At 64.5% G+C, this 15,733-nt stretch carries 17 protein-coding genes; 6 read left to right on the top strand and 11 right to left on the bottom strand.

Going from position 1 to position 15,733, the window contains the following annotated elements; all coding sequences use genetic code 11:
* Positions 1–88: 88 nt before the first annotated feature.
* The 7 genes from leuA to miaA form a co-directional block, all read right to left on the bottom strand.
* Complete coding sequence (leuA, locus tag HH800_RS13615; protein ID WP_097382649.1) at positions 89–1,762, bottom strand: 2-isopropylmalate synthase; 1,674 nt, start codon at positions 1,760–1,762, stop codon at positions 89–91.
* 250 nt (positions 1,763–2,012) lie between these two features.
* Positions 2,013–2,648: a YceI family protein gene (locus HH800_RS13610; RefSeq protein WP_125998614.1), complete on the bottom strand. Its 636-nt coding sequence runs from the start codon at positions 2,646–2,648 to the stop codon at positions 2,013–2,015.
* 115 nt (positions 2,649–2,763) lie between these two features.
* Positions 2,764–3,783, bottom strand: coding sequence for a ketol-acid reductoisomerase (ilvC, locus tag HH800_RS13605; RefSeq protein WP_004211826.1), 1,020 nt, complete (start codon positions 3,781–3,783; stop codon positions 2,764–2,766).
* Positions 3,784–3,872: 89 nt separating this feature from the next.
* Positions 3,873–4,388, bottom strand: a complete 516-nt coding sequence (gene ilvN, locus HH800_RS13600; RefSeq protein ID WP_004211828.1) for an acetolactate synthase small subunit — start codon at positions 4,386–4,388, stop codon at positions 3,873–3,875.
* Complete coding sequence (locus HH800_RS13595; protein ID WP_010337168.1) at positions 4,388–4,735, bottom strand: hypothetical protein; 348 nt, start codon at positions 4,733–4,735, stop codon at positions 4,388–4,390. The genes ilvN and HH800_RS13595 overlap by 1 nt, the downstream gene beginning before the upstream one ends.
* On the bottom strand, positions 4,732–6,483 hold the full coding sequence (locus HH800_RS13590; RefSeq protein ID WP_169861407.1) for an acetolactate synthase 3 large subunit: 1,752 nt from the start codon (positions 6,481–6,483) through the stop codon (positions 4,732–4,734). The genes HH800_RS13595 and HH800_RS13590 overlap by 4 nt, the downstream gene beginning before the upstream one ends.
* A gap of 104 nt (positions 6,484–6,587) precedes the next feature.
* Positions 6,588–7,532, bottom strand: coding sequence for a tRNA (adenosine(37)-N6)-dimethylallyltransferase MiaA (miaA, locus tag HH800_RS13585; protein ID WP_169861406.1), 945 nt, complete (start codon positions 7,530–7,532; stop codon positions 6,588–6,590).
* Between miaA and serB the strand changes: the two genes are divergently transcribed.
* From serB to HH800_RS13570, 3 genes are all read left to right on the top strand, one after another.
* Complete coding sequence (gene serB, locus HH800_RS13580; protein WP_169861405.1) at positions 7,531–8,409, top strand: phosphoserine phosphatase SerB; 879 nt, start codon at positions 7,531–7,533, stop codon at positions 8,407–8,409. The genes miaA and serB overlap by 2 nt on opposite strands.
* A 160-nt stretch (positions 8,410–8,569) precedes the next feature.
* The gene (locus HH800_RS13575) at positions 8,570–8,827 is read left to right on the top strand and encodes a hypothetical protein (RefSeq protein WP_010337163.1); all 258 of its coding nucleotides are present in this window, start codon (positions 8,570–8,572) and stop codon (positions 8,825–8,827) included.
* Positions 8,828–8,895: 68 nt separating this feature from the next.
* The gene (locus tag HH800_RS13570; RefSeq protein ID WP_169861404.1) at positions 8,896–10,389 is read left to right on the top strand and encodes a L,D-transpeptidase family protein; all 1,494 of its coding nucleotides are present in this window, start codon (positions 8,896–8,898) and stop codon (positions 10,387–10,389) included.
* A gap of 18 nt (positions 10,390–10,407) precedes the next feature.
* On the opposite strand, the gene HH800_RS13565 is transcribed toward HH800_RS13570, so the two are convergent.
* Positions 10,408–11,172 carry a MauE/DoxX family redox-associated membrane protein gene (locus HH800_RS13565; RefSeq protein WP_169861403.1) on the bottom strand — a complete coding sequence of 255 codons (765 nt, stop codon included), beginning with the start codon at positions 11,170–11,172 and terminating at the stop codon, positions 10,408–10,410.
* A 67-nt stretch (positions 11,173–11,239) separates the two neighbouring features.
* On the opposite strand from HH800_RS13565, the gene HH800_RS13560 reads away from it, so the two are divergent.
* Positions 11,240–11,647, top strand: coding sequence for a MerR family transcriptional regulator (locus HH800_RS13560; RefSeq protein ID WP_169861402.1), 408 nt, complete (start codon positions 11,240–11,242; stop codon positions 11,645–11,647).
* On the opposite strand, the gene HH800_RS13555 is transcribed toward HH800_RS13560, so the two are convergent.
* From HH800_RS13555 to HH800_RS13545, 3 genes are all read right to left on the bottom strand, one after another.
* Entirely contained in the window at positions 11,629–11,793 is a 165-nt protein-coding gene (locus tag HH800_RS13555; RefSeq protein WP_004211842.1) for a hypothetical protein, read from the bottom strand. The two genes, HH800_RS13560 and HH800_RS13555, sit on opposite strands and share 19 nt — an antisense overlap.
* Before the next feature lie 299 nt (positions 11,794–12,092).
* Positions 12,093–12,566 (bottom strand): Holliday junction resolvase RuvX, encoded by a 474-nt coding sequence (ruvX, locus tag HH800_RS13550; protein ID WP_004211843.1) that lies wholly within the window; start codon positions 12,564–12,566, stop codon positions 12,093–12,095.
* Between the two features lie 5 nt (positions 12,567–12,571).
* Positions 12,572–13,696 carry a DUF3089 domain-containing protein gene (locus tag HH800_RS13545; RefSeq protein ID WP_037520979.1) on the bottom strand — a complete coding sequence of 375 codons (1,125 nt, stop codon included), beginning with the start codon at positions 13,694–13,696 and terminating at the stop codon, positions 12,572–12,574.
* Positions 13,697–13,852: 156 nt separating this feature from the next.
* Between HH800_RS13545 and gatC the strand changes: the two genes are divergently transcribed.
* Positions 13,853–14,140 carry an Asp-tRNA(Asn)/Glu-tRNA(Gln) amidotransferase subunit GatC gene (gene gatC / locus HH800_RS13540; RefSeq protein WP_004211845.1) on the top strand — a complete coding sequence of 96 codons (288 nt, stop codon included), beginning with the start codon at positions 13,853–13,855 and terminating at the stop codon, positions 14,138–14,140.
* Positions 14,140–15,624, top strand: coding sequence for an Asp-tRNA(Asn)/Glu-tRNA(Gln) amidotransferase subunit GatA (gene gatA, locus HH800_RS13535; protein ID WP_169861401.1), 1,485 nt, complete (start codon positions 14,140–14,142; stop codon positions 15,622–15,624). The genes gatC and gatA overlap by 1 nt, the downstream gene beginning before the upstream one ends.
* Positions 15,625–15,733 lie beyond the last annotated feature (109 nt).

Genomic DNA, 15,733 nt, shown 5'->3' with positions numbered 1-15,733 from the left:
AAGTCGAAGCCCGACACTGAGCGAAGCGAAGTGGCCTCCCGATGGTCGGCCGTGCCCTTCGACTTCGCTCAGGGCGAACGGATGGATATCAGCCTCGCACGGCCACCGCATTGGCGGCCGAGAGGACGGCCTTGACCGATGCGGTCGCGACGTCGCTGTCGGTGCCGATGCCGAAGACGGTGCGGCCGTCGGCGGTGCGGCATTCGACATAGGCGGCGGCGTTCACGTCGGTGCCGGCGCCGATGGCGTGCTCATTATAGTCGGCAACCTCCAGCACCACGCCCAGTTCGTCGCGCAGCGCAGCCAGCACCGACGAGATGAGGCCGTTGCCGCGACCCGAGATCGAGCGTTCGCCGCCTTCATGGACGATCTTGCCGGTGAAGATGCGGTCGCCCGCGCTGCCGCTCTCATGATAGTCGATCAGGCTATAGGCCTGGTCGCCGGTCTGATGATAATAGTCGTCGAACGCGGCCGAGATGTCGGCGGCGTTGAGTTCGCGGCTCGACTGGTCGGCCAGCGCCTGCACCACCTTCGAGAAGTCGGCCTGCATCCGCTTGGGCAGCTTATAGCCCTTGTCCTGCTGCAGCACCCAGGCGACGCCGCCCTTGCCCGACTGCGAATTGACGCGGATCACGGCTTCATAGTCGCGGCCCAGATCCTTGGGGTCGATTGGCAGATAGGGGACGTTCCAGAACAGGTCGTTGCGCGCTTCCTGCGCGGCAAAGCCCTTCTTGATCGCGTCCTGATGCGACCCCGAGAAGGCGGTGAACACCAGTTCGCCGGCATAGGGATGGCGCGGGTGGACTGGCAGCTGGTTGCAATATTCAACGGTCTGGATGACTTCGTCGATGTCGCTGAAGTCCAGCTCCGGATCGATGCCCTGCGTGTACATGTTGAGCGCGACGGTCACCAGGTCGCAATTGCCGGTGCGTTCGCCATTGCCGAACAGGCAGCCTTCGACGCGGTCGGCGCCCGCCATGATGCCCAGTTCCGCGGCGGCGACGCCGGTGCCCCGGTCATTATGGGTGTGCAGCGAGATCACCACGCTGTCGCGGCGCGAGATGTTGCGGCAGATCCATTCGATCTGGTCGGCATAGATGTTGGGGGTCGCGCACTCGACGGTGGCGGGCAGGTTCAGGATCAGCGGCCGTTCCGGCGTCGGCTGCAGGATGTCCATCACCGCCTCGCAGCATTCCAGGCTGAAATCCAGCTCGGCGGTCGAGAAGGTTTCGGGGCTATATTCGAAATGCCAGTCGGTGTCGGGCATCCGCGCCGCATTGTCGCGCAGCAGCTTGGCGGCGTTGATCGCGATCTGCTTGATTTCCGGGCGTTCCATCTGGAACACGATGTTGCGCCAGGCCGGCGAGATCGCGTTATAGACATGGACGATCGCCTGCTTCGCGCCACGCAGGCTTTCGAAGGTGGTGGCGATCAGATCCTCGCGCGCCTGGGTCAGCACCTGGGGCATGACATCGTCGGGGATGGCGCCTTCCTTGACCAGGCCCGAGATGAAGTCGAACTCGGTCGCGCCGGCGGCGGGGAAGCCGACCTCGATCTCCTTGACGCCGACCTTGACCAGCAGGTCGAAGAAGCGGCGCTTCTTTTCCGCATTCATCGGGTCGATCAGCGACTGGTTGCCGTCGCGCATGTCGGTCGACAGCCAGCGGGGCGCCTTGGTGATGACCTTGGACGGCCATTGGCGATTGGGCAGGTCCACCTGGGGGAAGGGGCGGTATTTCTGCGAAGGATCGGTCAGCATCATGGGATCAAACTACTTCCTGGCTCGGGACGCTATGGCGCGCTCCGGGGTACGACTTGACTGTGATGAATGCCCTTAGGCGGATCGACGCTGCCCTTAGCCGGAAGGCAGCACAAAAGCCACGCCTAAGGGCGTGTAAGTCGTAGCAGGGTAAGAAGCGCGACGCTCTGCATGATGGATGCGCCCATAACGCGAAACGGGGCCGACTTGCAAGCCGGCCCCGCATTTTTGACAGAAAATGTCGTGCGCGCGCTTATTTCTGGAACGCGACGATGATCTTCAGTTCGACATTGTCGCCGACGACGGGAACGAAGCCGCCCATGCCGAAATCGCTGCGCTTGATCGTGCCGGTCGCGACGAAGCCGACATTTTCCTTCTTGTTCATCGGGTTTGCACCGGCGCCATAGAATTCGGCGTCCAGCGTCACCGGCTTGGTGATGCCCTTGATGGTCAGGTTGCCGGTGATGTCCGCGCCGGTCGCGCCATCGGTCTTCACGCCGGTCGACACGAAGGTCGCGGTCGGGAACTTGGCTGCGTCGAAAAATTCGGGCTTGGCGAGATGCTCGTTCAGCGCCGGGATGCCGGTGGTGAGGTTGGCGATCGGCAGGGTGATCGACACCTTCGATGCCGAGAGATTGGCCTTGTCCAGCGTCAGCGTGCCGGTCGGCTGGGTGATGACGCCCATATTGTTGGTGAAGCCCATATGGTCATAGGCGAAGACGATCTGGGTGTGGCTGGGTTCGACGCTGTAAGTACCGCCGGTGACCTTGGCGACATCCTTGCTGCCGGGGACGGCCATCGGGGCCTGGGCGATGACGCCCGAGGTGAGAAGGGTGGTGCCGCCGGCGACCGCGATCAGGGCAGCGGCAGAGATGAGATATTTGCGCATGGGAAACGCTCTCCAAAAGCATCCAAGGGACGCAGCACAGAATATGCCACGTCCCTCGATTGTTCCAGAGGCGTAACCGGAAACGGATCGTTCCGTTTCCGGTGCGCGAAAGGGCTTAGTTCTTGTCCTTGTTGACCAGCTTGTTGGCGCCGATCCAGGGCATCATGGCGCGCAGCTGCGAACCGGTCTTCTCGATCTGGTGGGCGGCAGCCTGCTTGCGGCTGGCCTTGAGTTCGGGCTGACCGGCGCGGTTGTCGAGGATGAAGTCCTTGACGAAGCGGCCCGACTGGATGTCGGCCAGAACGCGCTTCATTTCCTTCTTGGTTTCCTCGGTGATGATGCGCGGGCCGGTCTTGATGTCGCCATATTCGGCGGTGTTCGAGATCGAGTAGCGCATGTCGGCGATGCCGCCTTCATACATCAGGTCGACGATCAGCTTCAGCTCGTGCAGGCACTCGAAATAGGCCATTTCCGGGGCATAGCCGGCTTCGACCAGGGTTTCGAAACCGGCCTGGACCAGCGCGGTGGCGCCGCCGCACAGAACGGCCTGCTCGCCGAACAGGTCGGTTTCGCATTCCTCGCGGAAGTTGGTTTCGATGATGCCGCTGCGGCCGCCGCCGACGCCCGAAGCGTAGGACAGGGCGATGTCATGGGCGTTGCCGGTCGCGTCCTGATGGACGGCGATCAGGCAGGGGACGCCGCCGCCGCGCTGATATTCGCCGCGCACGGTGTGGCCGGGGCCCTTGGGCGCGATCATGATGACGTCGATGTCGGCGGGGACTTCGATCAGGCCGAAATGGATGTTCAGGCCATGGGCGAAGGCGAGCGCGGCGCCGGGGCGCAGATTGCCCTTGATGTCGGCTTCATAGATGGCGGCCTGATGCTCGTCGGGCGCCAGGATCATCAGCACGTCGGCCCACTGGGCGGCTTCCTTGTTCGGCAGCACCTTGAAACCGGCGCCTTCGGCCTTCTTGGCGCTGGGCGAACCGGGGCGCAGGGCGATGGCGACTTCGGCAACGCCGGAGTCGCGCAGGTTCTGCGCATGGGCGTGGCCCTGCGAGCCATAGCCCAATATGGCGACCTTCTTGCCCTTGATCAGGCCGATGTCTGCGTCGCGATCGTAATAAACCTTCATTGGAAAACCCCTTCTCGTCCCCCCATGCAGGGGGCGTTAGACAATAGTGGTGGAAAGAAACGCCGCCTGTGACGGCGCGGAATGGAATATCAGGCCGGCTCCTTGCCGCGGATCAGGCCGGCAACGCCGGTGCGACCGACCTCGACCAGGCCGATCTGGCGCATCAGGCCGACGAAATTGTCGATCTTCTCGGTCGTGCCGGTGATCTCGAAGATGAAGCTCTCGATCGTGGTGTCGACCACCTTGGCACGGAACACGTCGGCCAGGCGCAGCGCCTCGATCCGGTCCTCGCCGGTGCCGGCGACCTTGACCAGCGCCAGCTCGCGTTCGACGAACGGGCCGGCGTCGGTCAGGTCGGTGACCTTGTGGACCGGCACCAGCCGGTCGAGCTGGGCGATGATCTGGTCGATCACCTTGGGCGGGCCGTTGGTGACGATGGTGATGCGGCTGATCGCATGATCGTCGGTAATGTCGGCCACGGTCAGGCTGTCGATATTATAGCCGCGCGCGGTGAACAGGCCGGCGATGCGGGCCAGGATGCCCGCCTCGTTCGATACCGTCAGCGACAGGACGTGCCGCTCGCTCTGTTCTTCGTGGATATGCATCAGATGCTGTTCCCGTCTTCCATTTCTTCGCGCTCGGGGCGCGGCGAGATCATGCCGATAAAGGCATAGTGCCAATCATCGTCCTGCGGGTGGGCGAGGCGGACGGGAAAGGCCGTCACCGCGTCGAACATCCGCAGGAGATGTTCGCCCACATAGCGTGGGCCGGCCAGCAGCCGATCGACCTGCAGGCCATGATATTCGAACCCGCTATCCAGATGCACTTCCCATTCCTCATTGTCGGGGTCAGCATGGTCGCTGGTCCAGCCGGTGAGTTCGGTCGTGCCGGTGATCCGTTCGAAATCCCAGGGTTCGGTCACGAAAATGCGGACCTTGGCGGGGGTGGTCACACCAGTGCCTTTGCCTCGTCCGACATGACGCCTTCGATCTGGTTGGGATCGAGCAGCATTTCGGTATGGGCCGCACCCGACGGGATCATCGGGAAGCAGTTGGACAGCTTTGCCACGCGGCAGTCGACGATCACGGGGCCGTCGGTTTCCAGCATCTGGCGGATGCCGGCCTCCAGTTCCTGCGGTCCTTCGATGCGGATGCCGGTCCAGCCATAGGCTTCACCCAGCTTCACGAAGTCGGGCAGGCTGTCCGAATAGCTGTTGGAATAGCGGCTTTCATAGGTCAGTTCCTGCCACTGGCGGACCATGCCCATATATTCATTGTTCAGGATGAAGATCTTGACCGGCAGGCGATACTGGCTGGCCGTCCCCATTTCCTGGATGTTCATCTGGATCGAGGCGTCGCCGGCGATGCAGATGCTGATGCTGTCGGGATTGCCCATCTGCGCGCCGATGGCGGCGGGGAAGCCATAGCCCATCGTGCCCAGGCCGCCCGAGGTCAGCCATTTATTGGGGTCTTCAAAACCGAAATGCTGGGCCGCCCACATCTGGTGCTGGCCGACTTCGGTGGTGATGATGATGTCCTTGCCGGTCGCGCGGGTCGCCTTGTAGAGGTCCGCGATCGCCTTTTGCGGCATGATCTCGCTGCCGCTTTCGGGGTAGGACAGGCTCTTCTTGGCACGCCATTCTGCGATCCGCGCCCACCAGGCCGACAGGTCCGCCTTTTCATGGCCGCGCTGCTTCCACAGGGCGATCATGTCCTCCAGCGCGCTGCCGACATCGGCGACGACCGCGACATCGACGTCGACGATCTTGTTGATCGAACTGCGGTCGATATCGATATGCACCTTGCGGCTGTTGGGCGCGAAGGCGTCCAGCCGGCCGGTGACGCGATCGTCGAAACGCGCGCCGATGCAGAGGATCAGGTCCGCCTGGTTCATTGCCCAATTGGCTTCATAGGTGCCATGCATGCCCAGCATGCCGACCCACTGGTCGGACGAAGCGGGGAAGGCGCCCAGGCCCATCAGGGTCGAGGTGACGGGCGCGCCGGTCATCGCCGCCAGTTCGCGCAGCAGCGCGCTGGCCTGCGGACCCGAATTGATGACACCGCCGCCGGTGTAGAAGATCGGCCGTTCCGCCGCGGCCAGCATCTCGACCGCCGCGTCGATCGCGCCGGCATCCGCCTTGGTCTGCGGATGATAGCTGGCATGGACCTTCAGTTCCGGCCGGGCATAGGGCGCGGTCGCGATCTGGACATTCTTGGGAATGTCGACGACGACCGGGCCGGGGCGGCCGGTGGTGGCGATATGAAACGCCTCATGGACGACGCCGGCCAGCTTGGCCGGATCCTTCACCAGATAATTATGCTTGGTGCAGTGGCGCGTGATGCCGACCGTGTCCGCCTCCTGGAAGGCGTCGGTGCCGATCAGTTGCGTCGGCACCTGACCGGTGATGACGATCATCGGGATCGAATCCAGCAGCGCGTCGGTGATTCCGGTGACGGCATTTGTCGCGCCGGGGCCGGAGGTGACCAGGACGACGCCCGGCTTGCCGGTCGAGCGGGCATAGCCCTCCGCCATGTGGGTCGCGCCCTGCTCGTGGCGCACTAGGACATGCTTGATCGTGGGGTGATTATAGAGCGCGTCATAGATGGGCAGCACGGCGCCGCCCGGATAGCCGAACACAACTTCGACGCCCAGATCAACCAGGCACTCGACCAAAATGTCCGCGCCGCTCTTTTCGGCCACGATGAAACTCCTCTTTTTTAAGATGCTGGCTCGCGGGTCTGCGCCGTCGCGCCCGCATTGGCAAGGCGCCAGCGTCTAGAGGACATAAAATGCGTGGTCAACCCCTATTGTTGTAATTTAATTGCTAATTCATTGGCAATTTCAGCATCAATCGATCTCTTTTCGCGGTGCCAGTCCTGCGGTGGCTGGTTGGAGAACCAGGTATATTGGCGTTTGGCATATTGGCGCGTGGCGAGCTGTCCGCGCGCCATCATCGTGTCACGATCGATGTCACCTTTGAGCCAGGCGGCAATTTCCGGTACGCCGATCGCCCGCATCACTGGCAGGTCGGGATTGAGGTTGCGGGGCAGCAGCGCCTCCACCTCCGCAACGGCGCCCTGATCGACCATCTGTTCGAACCGCCGGTCGCAGCGTTCGATCAGCCAGTCACGCGGCGGCAGCAGGATCATCGGGGACAGGCTGATGCGGTCGGCGATGCCGCCCTGCTTGTGCTGCTGCCATAGCTTCAGCGGCTTGCCGGTCGATCGCACCACCTCCAGCGCGCGGGCGACGCGGGTGGTGTCGGCCGGGGCGAGGCGGGCAGCGGCCTCCGGGTCTTCGCTGCGCAGCGCTTCATGCGCCTGCGCCACCGGCATGGCGCGGACGGCGGCGCGGATATCGGCATCGATTTCCGGCACCGGCGCGATGCCGTCGAGCAAGGTCCGTATATAAAGGCCGGTGCCGCCAACCAGCACGGGCAGCTTGCCGGCCGCATGGGCGGCGTCGATCTCCGCCCTGGCCTCGGCGGCCCAGCGCGCGGCGGAGCAGGCTTCGGCCCCGTCGATATGGCCGAACAGGCGATGCGGCACGCCGCCCATTTCCTCTTGCGACGGGCGGGCGGACAGGATCGCCAGGTCGGCATAGACCTGGCTGGCATCGGCATTGATGACGACGCCGTCGGCGATCTGGGCCAGGCGGACGGCGAGCGCGCTCTTGCCGCTGGCGGTCGGCCCGGCAATAAGCGCGACCGGTGGGCGGGATTCGCCCGGCATATGTGCGGGAGTGTTCATGTTCGTCGCGACCTTAGTGGCAGTTGAGACCCTGAAACAGGCGGATATTGCCGAAGCGGCCGGACGGCTGGCCTCTGCCGGCTGCGCCCCGGTCGATAGCGTCTGGCTGGACGAGGGCAAGGCGGCCGATATTTTCTTCGGCAGCGATCCCGTCACCGCCCGCGCGGCGCTGACCGATATTGGCGACCGGGTCGACGTGATCGTGCAGATGGCGGCGGGCCGCGAGAAGAAGCTGCTGATCGCCGACATGGATTCGACCATGATCACGGTCGAGTGCATCGACGAACTGGCCGACTATGCCGGGATCAAGCCACAGATTGCCGAGATCACCGAACGAGCGATGCGCGGCGAACTGGATTTCGAGGGGGCGCTGCATGGCCGCGTCGCCCTGTTGAAAGGGTTGCCCGACAGCGCGATCGACCAGTGCCGCGAGGAGCGGGTGGTGATCATGGGCGGTGCCCGCGAACTGGTGCGCACGATGAAGGCGCGCGGCGCGCGCACCTTGCTGGTTTCTGGCGGCTTCACCCGCTTCACCGGGCCGGTCGCGGCGGAAATCGGCTTCGATGTGCATGTCGCCAATGTGCTGGAAATTGCCGATGGCGCGCTGCTTGGCACCGTCACCGTGCCGATCGTCGATGCCGCGCGCAAGCGCACCGAGTTGGAGGCCGCGATCGACGGTGGGATCGATCGTGCGCTGACGCTGGCGGTGGGCGATGGCGCCAATGACATTCCGATGATCGAGGGGGCGGGGCTGGGTGTCGCCTATCATGCCAAGCCCAAGACCCGCGCGGCGGCAGCGGCCGAGATCGTCCATGGCGACCTGTCGGTGCTGCTCTATGCCCAGGGTATTGCTTCGGCCGACTGGGTCCGCGACTGATCCCATATGCTCAACGGCTGGGCGCGCTTGAGGCACGTCCTGCCGTCATTGCACAAGGGTAATGGATTCCATTTCGCCCCTGAACCGTTGTCGTCGCACTGCATCCCGGCAGTGGGTCCAATTGGTGTCGCGACAGGATCGCGGCGCACAGGGAGATGGTATGAAAATCCAGACAATGGCGCTGGTCGCCGGTAGCCTGCTGGCGCTGAGCGCCTGCTCGAAAAATGATGCGCCGGTGACCAGCGCGCCGCCGCTCGGGCCGGGCGCGATTGCCGGCACGGTGGCCGCAGACCGCAACGGCGATGGCTATGTCGACGGCTATTATACGTCGGATGGCATCTATCACCCGGTCCAGGGACCGCCCTGTCCGCCGCCCCCGCCGCCGCCGGCGCCGCCCCGTTCCGGAGAACGCGGCTGAGCAATCTTCCTTTCCGGGCGCGGCATTTCCGCCGCGCCCCCCGACATCCTGTTTCCCTGATCCTCGTCATGCTGATCGCCGGTTCCGTGCCGGGGATGGTGGCTGCGCAGCCGGCCGCCAGCGACACGGCGGCGCGGTCGAGCGTGGCAGCTGAAATCCGGTCGGCGGCAAGCGGCAAGCTGCGCGATTTCTATGGCACGCGCGGCTATTGGCCGCTGTGGAGCGACAAGGGCAAGGTCCGCGCCGAACCGGCGCAAGCGCTGCTGACGCTGCTCGACAGTGCCGATCAGGACGGGCTGCGATCGCGCGACTATGATGCCAGGGGGTTGTTGCGGGCGATCAAGGAGGCCGATGCCTCCGGCGACCCCAAGGCGCTTGCTCGGGTCGACGTCGCCCTGTCGAAGGCGCTGGCCACCTATGTCGCCGATGTCCGCCGCCCGTCCAAGGCGGTGAAGATGCGCTATCTCGACCCCGAGGTGGAACCGCAGGCGCCCGATGCCGCCGAAGTGCTGCGCGCAGCGGCGGTGGCGCCGTCGCTGGCGACCTATGTCGAGAAGGCGGGCTGGATGAGCCCGCTCTACATGAAGCTGCGCGCGGCAAGCGGCGCCTATGCAACGCGCTGGGGCGGCCTGCCGGCGGTGAACGTGCCGACCGACGTCAAGCTGCGGCCGGGCGGATCGAGTGGCGAGATCGCGATCCTGCGTCATCGGTTGGGGCTGCCCGACGGGGTTGATTATGACAAGGCGCTGGCGGCCAAGGTCAAGCTGTTCCAGGCCGATCACGGGCTGAATGCGGACGGCATTGCCGGCGCGCAGACGATCGAGGCGCTTAATCGTGGTCCGGGCTATTTTGCCCGCATATTGCAGCTCAATCTGGAGCGGGCGCGGCTGCTGCCCGGTCCATGGGTGCGGCATGTCGAGGTCGATGCGGCATCGGCGCGGCTCTATTATTATAGCGGCGGCGAATTGGACGGATCGATGAAGGTCGTGGCCGGCGCCAAGGAAAGCCAGACGCCGATGATGGCGGGCATGATCCGCTATGCGACGCTCAATCCCTATTGGAATGTCCCGCCCGACCTGGTCGAGCGCAAGATCGCACCCAAGATACTGGATGGGGCAACACTCAGGAAGATGCGCTATGAGGCGTTGAGCGACTGGACCGCCGAGGCGCAGACGCTGAACCAGAGCGAGATCGACTGGCAGGCGGTGGCAGCGGGGCAGCGCGAATTGCGCGTGCGCCAGTTGCCCGGCGGCAATAATGCCATGGGGAAGATCAAGTTCATGTTCCCCAATGACCTGGGCATCTATCTGCACGACACGCCCGACCGGGCGCTGTTCGCCAAGCCGGTGCGCCATTTCAGCAATGGCTGCGTCCGGCTGGAGGATGCGCAGCGTCTGGGGCACTGGTTCTTCGGCAAGACGCCGACGGCGGAGAGCGACGCGCCCGAACAATATGTGCCGCTGCCCCGGCCGGTGCCGGTCTATCTCACCTATCTGACGGTGGTGCCGACGGCGGACGGGGTGCAGTTCCTGCCCGACGATTATGGACGGGACGGGGAGTAGCCTCCCCGTCCTGCCGGCTCAATGGATGCCGGCAACCATCCAAAGCGCCATGGCGACCATCATGACATTCTCAGTCAGCGAGACGAAGCCGAGCGGCACGTTGCTGCTGCCGCCGACGCAGGCGCATTTGAGTTCGCGCTTCTCGATATAGACTGCCTTGAACACCGATGTCGCGCCGATGCCGCCGATGAACAGGGCGACCGGGATCGACAGCCAGGGGGCAAGGCCGGTCAGCATCAGCGCGCCCGCGCCCAGTTCCAGGAAGGGATAGATGCGGCCATAAGGAATGACGCGGCGGGCGAGCAGGTCATAGTTGAGGAACATGGTCGCAAACCGCTCCACATCCTGCAGCTTCAGCATGGCAAGCAGCATCATGGCGATGGCGATGAACCGTTCGAGCGTCAGCAGGCCGACCAGCGGCGCCAAGGTTAGCCAGTTGATCGCCAGCGCCAGCAGTGCGGCGACGGCGAAGACGGCCAGCACCGGCACATAGCTGGTCGCGCCGGGCACCGGCACCTTGAGGCCCAGGAAGCGGCGCAGATCGTCATGGCCGCCGATCCGCCGGCCGTCGATGAAGATTTGCGGTGTCGTTTTCACGTCATGCTGCGCCTTGAAGGCGTCGGTCTCGGCCCGGCTGGTAAGGGCATGATCCTCGACCCGATAGCCATGGCGGCGCAGCAGCCAGCGCGCCTTGAGGCCATAGGGACAGACATGACCGGGCATCACCATACGGTAGAGCTGGGCCGTCTTTTCCGGGGCCGGATTTCCCGAGGCTGGGGACATTGCATCATCCTTGTTTACGCTGCGATGCCCCTCATATAGGGTCTGTACCATGGTACGGAGTCAAGGCATGAGCATGACAATTTCCGCACTGGCCCGCGCGGGCGATGTTGGGGTGGAGACGGTGCGCTTCTACCAGCGGCGCGGCCTGCTGGATGCGCCCGATCGGCCGGAGGGCGGCGTGCGGCGCTATGGCGAGGGCGACGTGCGGCGGCTGCGCTTCATCCGGTCGGCGCAGGCGGCGGGCTTCACGCTGGAACAGATTGGCGAACTGCTGCAGCTCGATGCCGGGCAGGACCGCAAGCGGGCGCGCGAGCTGGCGGCCGATCGGATCGCGGCGCTGGATGTGAAGATCGCGGAACTGGAGGCGGCGCGGGCGGCGCTGACGCGGCTGGCCCGGCAATGCCATGCCTCCGATGAAGGGCCATGCCCGATCATCGCGGCGTTCGAGGACGGCGTTCAGACGTCCTGCGTCTGATCGTCCTGCTTCTGCGCCATCTGCCGGCGCGACATTTCCCGACGCACCGAGTAGCTGGTGGGATCACGGCGAAAATGGTCGCGCATCATGCGGCGCTGTTCGCTGATGATGTGCCAGATATCTTCCGGACTCTTGCCTTCGGTCATTGATCCGTCCGCCCTTTTCCGTTCGACTGCAGGGCAGGGAATATCGCTTTCGCAACGATCAATCCGTGAGCGCGATCACGTAAATAGCGCTTTAACGCTGTTACTTCAGATATATGCAACTCCGGCAGCGCGCGCTGGGCGGGATGAATGTTGGAAATCGCGCGCTTAACTTCGCATATTTCCCGTACATTCTGACATTATGTTACGTTCCGCTGATCCTATCGGAAAGTGGCGGGGGATCGCGATGGGAAAGAGCCGCCGGGAATGTAGCGGGGCGGCACGTTGTAGGACAGGCGTGCCTATTCCAGCCCGGCGACGAGGCCGTCGATCGCGCCCTGGAGGATGTAGCTGGCGGCGAGCTTGTCGACCAGTTCGTCGCGGCGGGCGCGGCTGGCGTCGGCCTCCAGCAGGGTGCGGGTGACGGCCTGGGTCGACCAGCGCTCGTCCCAGAGCAGCACGGGCAGGCCGATATCCGCGACATTATGGGCGAAGGCGCGGCTCGCCTGGCTGCGCGGGCTGTTGGTGCCGTCGAGGTTGAGCGGCAGGCCGATGACGATGCCCTTGACCTGCTGCTGCGCCATGAAGGCTTCGAGCGCCGGCTTGTCCTTGCTGAACTTGCCGCGATTGACGGTGTAGGCGGGACTTGCGATCGACCATTGGGCGTCGCACAGGGCTAGGCCGATCGTCTTCGTGCCCACATCCATGCCGATCAGGCGGCCACCCTCGGGCAGGGCTGCGCGAAATTCCGCGCGGTCAGTCGTGACAAGTTTCATGTATCTCAGTGCGTCTTGGTAAAGGCCGCCAGTCGCTGGCGGGCGTCGTCGCGCACATTGCCCCAGAACAGGCTATAATCATAGACGTGATAATTATTGCCGGGCAGCGTGTAGGGGCCCATGTCGACCGGCTCGCCGATCATCAGCACGCCGCTGGTGTCGCAGCGGGCAGGGACGATGCCGGCGACCAGATGAGCGGGCTTGTCGGCGGCGCGGGCGTCGAGCGTGCCGATATTGGCGCTGGCGGGCGCATTGCCGTTGAAGGTGCCGGTGATCGGATTGGTGCAGAGCATGTGCGTGCCCTTGCGCGGCTGGCCATTGAGGCCCTGCTTGCGCTCGAAGCTTTCGACCACGGCGGACGGATCGGCCGGTTCGGCATAGCTTTGCCAGCTGACGATGCAGTGTGATTGATCCCGCTTGGCGCAGGCGGGGAAGCCCAATGCAGGCAGGTCCGCCTCGACCGAGATCGGCCAGCCCACGGCATAGATGGCGGCGATCCGGTCGGCGACCGGCTTGCCCGCCACCTGTTCGCGCACCAGTTGCAGCAGGTGGCGTGACCCCTGACTGTGGCCAGCGAGGATCAGCGGGCCGGTGGGATTGGCCTTGAGAAAGGCGGCGAAGGCCTGGGTCACGTCGCGATAGGCGGCGGCGAGCGCCTGGTCGCCCTCCGCTCCGGTGGTGAGGAAGGCGCCATAATTGGCCTGGCGATAGCGCGGTGCCCAGACATTGCCGGCGGCGCTGAAGGCACTGGCCTGGCTCAGCACGAAGCGGCGCGCGGTCGCGTTGCTTTCGGCATCGTCCAGCGGCGCGTTCCAATGGGCATTGCCAAGCGGCGTCACATAGCTGGTCGGGTGGATGAAGAAGACGGCGGCCTTCTGCGCGGGCGGCGCAAGCTTGGCCGCGCCCTGCGGCGTCCAGAGCGCGGGATTGTCCTTGCTCAGGTCAGGGCGGGCGATCCACATTTTCGGATCGTCATAGGCGTTGGCGGGCAGGGGTTGGAGCGGCTGGAACGCTTCGCGCGGGACCATCACCGCCCGCATGATCTGCATCCCCCAGATGCGATAGGCGAGCAGCATCGCAAGCACCAGCACGACCAGGCCGGCGACGACATAGAGGAATTTGCGGGCCACTTGCTCTCGTCTCCATCCCTGTGCGGGGATCGCCCCGCCTTCGTGCGGCCTGTCTGGCCCATGCGCGGCAGTCATGCAAGATGGGCGCATGCAAGATGGCAGATGGTGCAGCAGGACACTTGAAGCGGACTGGTGCGGGTGCTAGCGGCTTGGCCCATGTCGATAGACCTTCAGACCGTGAAAAAGATCGCCAGCCTTTCGCGCATTTCGGTGACGGATGCGGAAGCGGAAGCCATGGTGCCCGAACTCAACAATATCCTTGGCTGGGTGGAACAGCTGGGCGAGGTGGACGTGACCGGCGTGCAGCCGATGACGGCCGTCATCCCCAACCATCAACGCCTGCGCGACGATGTCGTCACTGACGGCAATGTGCGTGACAAGGTGCTGGCCAATGCGCCGCAGGCCGAACATGGCTTCTTCGCGGTGCCCAAGGTGATCGAATAATGACCAATCTGACTGATCTTACTGTAGCGGAAATCCGCGACGGCTTCCGCGCGGGCGATTTTTCGGCGCGCGAAGTGGCCGAGGGTTTCAACGCCAATGTCGCCGCTGCCAAGGCGCTGAACGCCTTCATCGTCGAGACCCCCGAAAAGGCGCTGGCTGCGGCCGACGCCGCCGACAAGGCCAAGGCCGCCGGCGAGACGCTGGGCGCGCTCGCGGGCGTGCCGATCGGCATGAAGGACCTGTTCTGCACCGAAGGCACGCAGACGACTGCCGCGTCGCACATGCTGGAAGGCTTCGTGCCGACCTATGAATCGACCGTGTCGGGCAAGCTGTGGGCGGCCGGTGCGGGCATGCTGGGCAAGCTCAACCTCGACCAGTTCGCCATGGGTTCGTCCAACGAGACGAGCTATTATGGCAATGTGATCTCGCCCTGGCGGCGCGGCGGCGGTGATAATGCCGCACTGGCGCCCGGTGGTTCGTCGGGCGGTTCCTCCTCGGCCATTTCCGCGCGGCTCTGCCCGGCTGCGACCGGCACCGACACCGGTGGCTCGATCCGCCAGCCGGCCGCCTTCACCGGCATCAGCGGCATCAAGCCGACCTATGGCCGCTGCTCGCGTTTCGGTATCGTCGCCTTCGCTTCGTCGCTCGACCAGGCCGGGCCGATGGCGCGCACGGTGCGCGACAATGCGATCCTGCTGGAAGTCATGTCGGGCTTCGATCCCAAGGATTCGACCAGCCTCGATCTGGCGGTTCCGCAGTGGGAAGCCAATCTGTCGAGCGATCTCAAGGGCAAGAAGGTCGGTATTCCCAAGGAATATCGCCCCGATGGCCTGAACGCGGAAATCTCCGCCATGTGGGATCGCGGTATCGAATGGCTCAAGGACGCCGGCGCCGAAGTGGTGGAGGTGTCGCTGCCGCATACCAAATATGCGCTGCCGACATATTATATCATTGCGCCTGCCGAAGCCTCGTCGAACCTCGCCCGCTATGACGGCGTGCGTTATGGCCAGCGCGACCTGCCTGATGGCGCAGGTTTGCAGGACATGTATGCCGCGACCCGCGCTGCCGGCTTCGGCCCGGAAGTGAAGCGCCGCATCATGATCGGCACCTATGTGCTGTCGGCCGGCTTCTACGACGCCTATTATACCCAGGCACAGAAGGTCCGGGCGCTGATCGCGCGCGATTTCGAACTGGCGTTCGAGAAGTGCGACCTGCTGCTGACGCCGACCGCGCCGAGCGCGGCGTTCGGCCTGGGCGAGAAGCAGGCTGATCCGCTGGCCATGTATCTGAACGACGTCTTCACCGTGCCGGCCTCGCTGGCCGGGCTGCCGGCGATGGCGATCCCGGGCGGGCTGGATTCGGCCGGCCTGCCGATCGGCCTGCAGGTGATCGGCAAGGCGCTGGACGAACAGACCGTGCTGAACGCCAGCCTCGCCATCGAGGAACGGGCCGGCTTCACCGCGCGGCCGAACAAGTGGTGGTAAGATGACCTTCCTAGAACTGGTGGGGGAACTTGTCGATTTGCTCAGTTCCTTCACTGTTTCTGGGAAACAGCGATATCAGCGTAAGGATGATCGACCAGCCAAGCGTCGG

The organism is Sphingobium yanoikuyae (assembly GCF_013001025.1).
GTDB classification, from domain to species: Bacteria; Pseudomonadota; Alphaproteobacteria; order Sphingomonadales; family Sphingomonadaceae; genus Sphingobium; species Sphingobium yanoikuyae_A.
The sequence above is the reverse complement of the archived record's forward strand: the minus strand, read 5'-3'. Positions and strand labels throughout refer to the sequence as shown.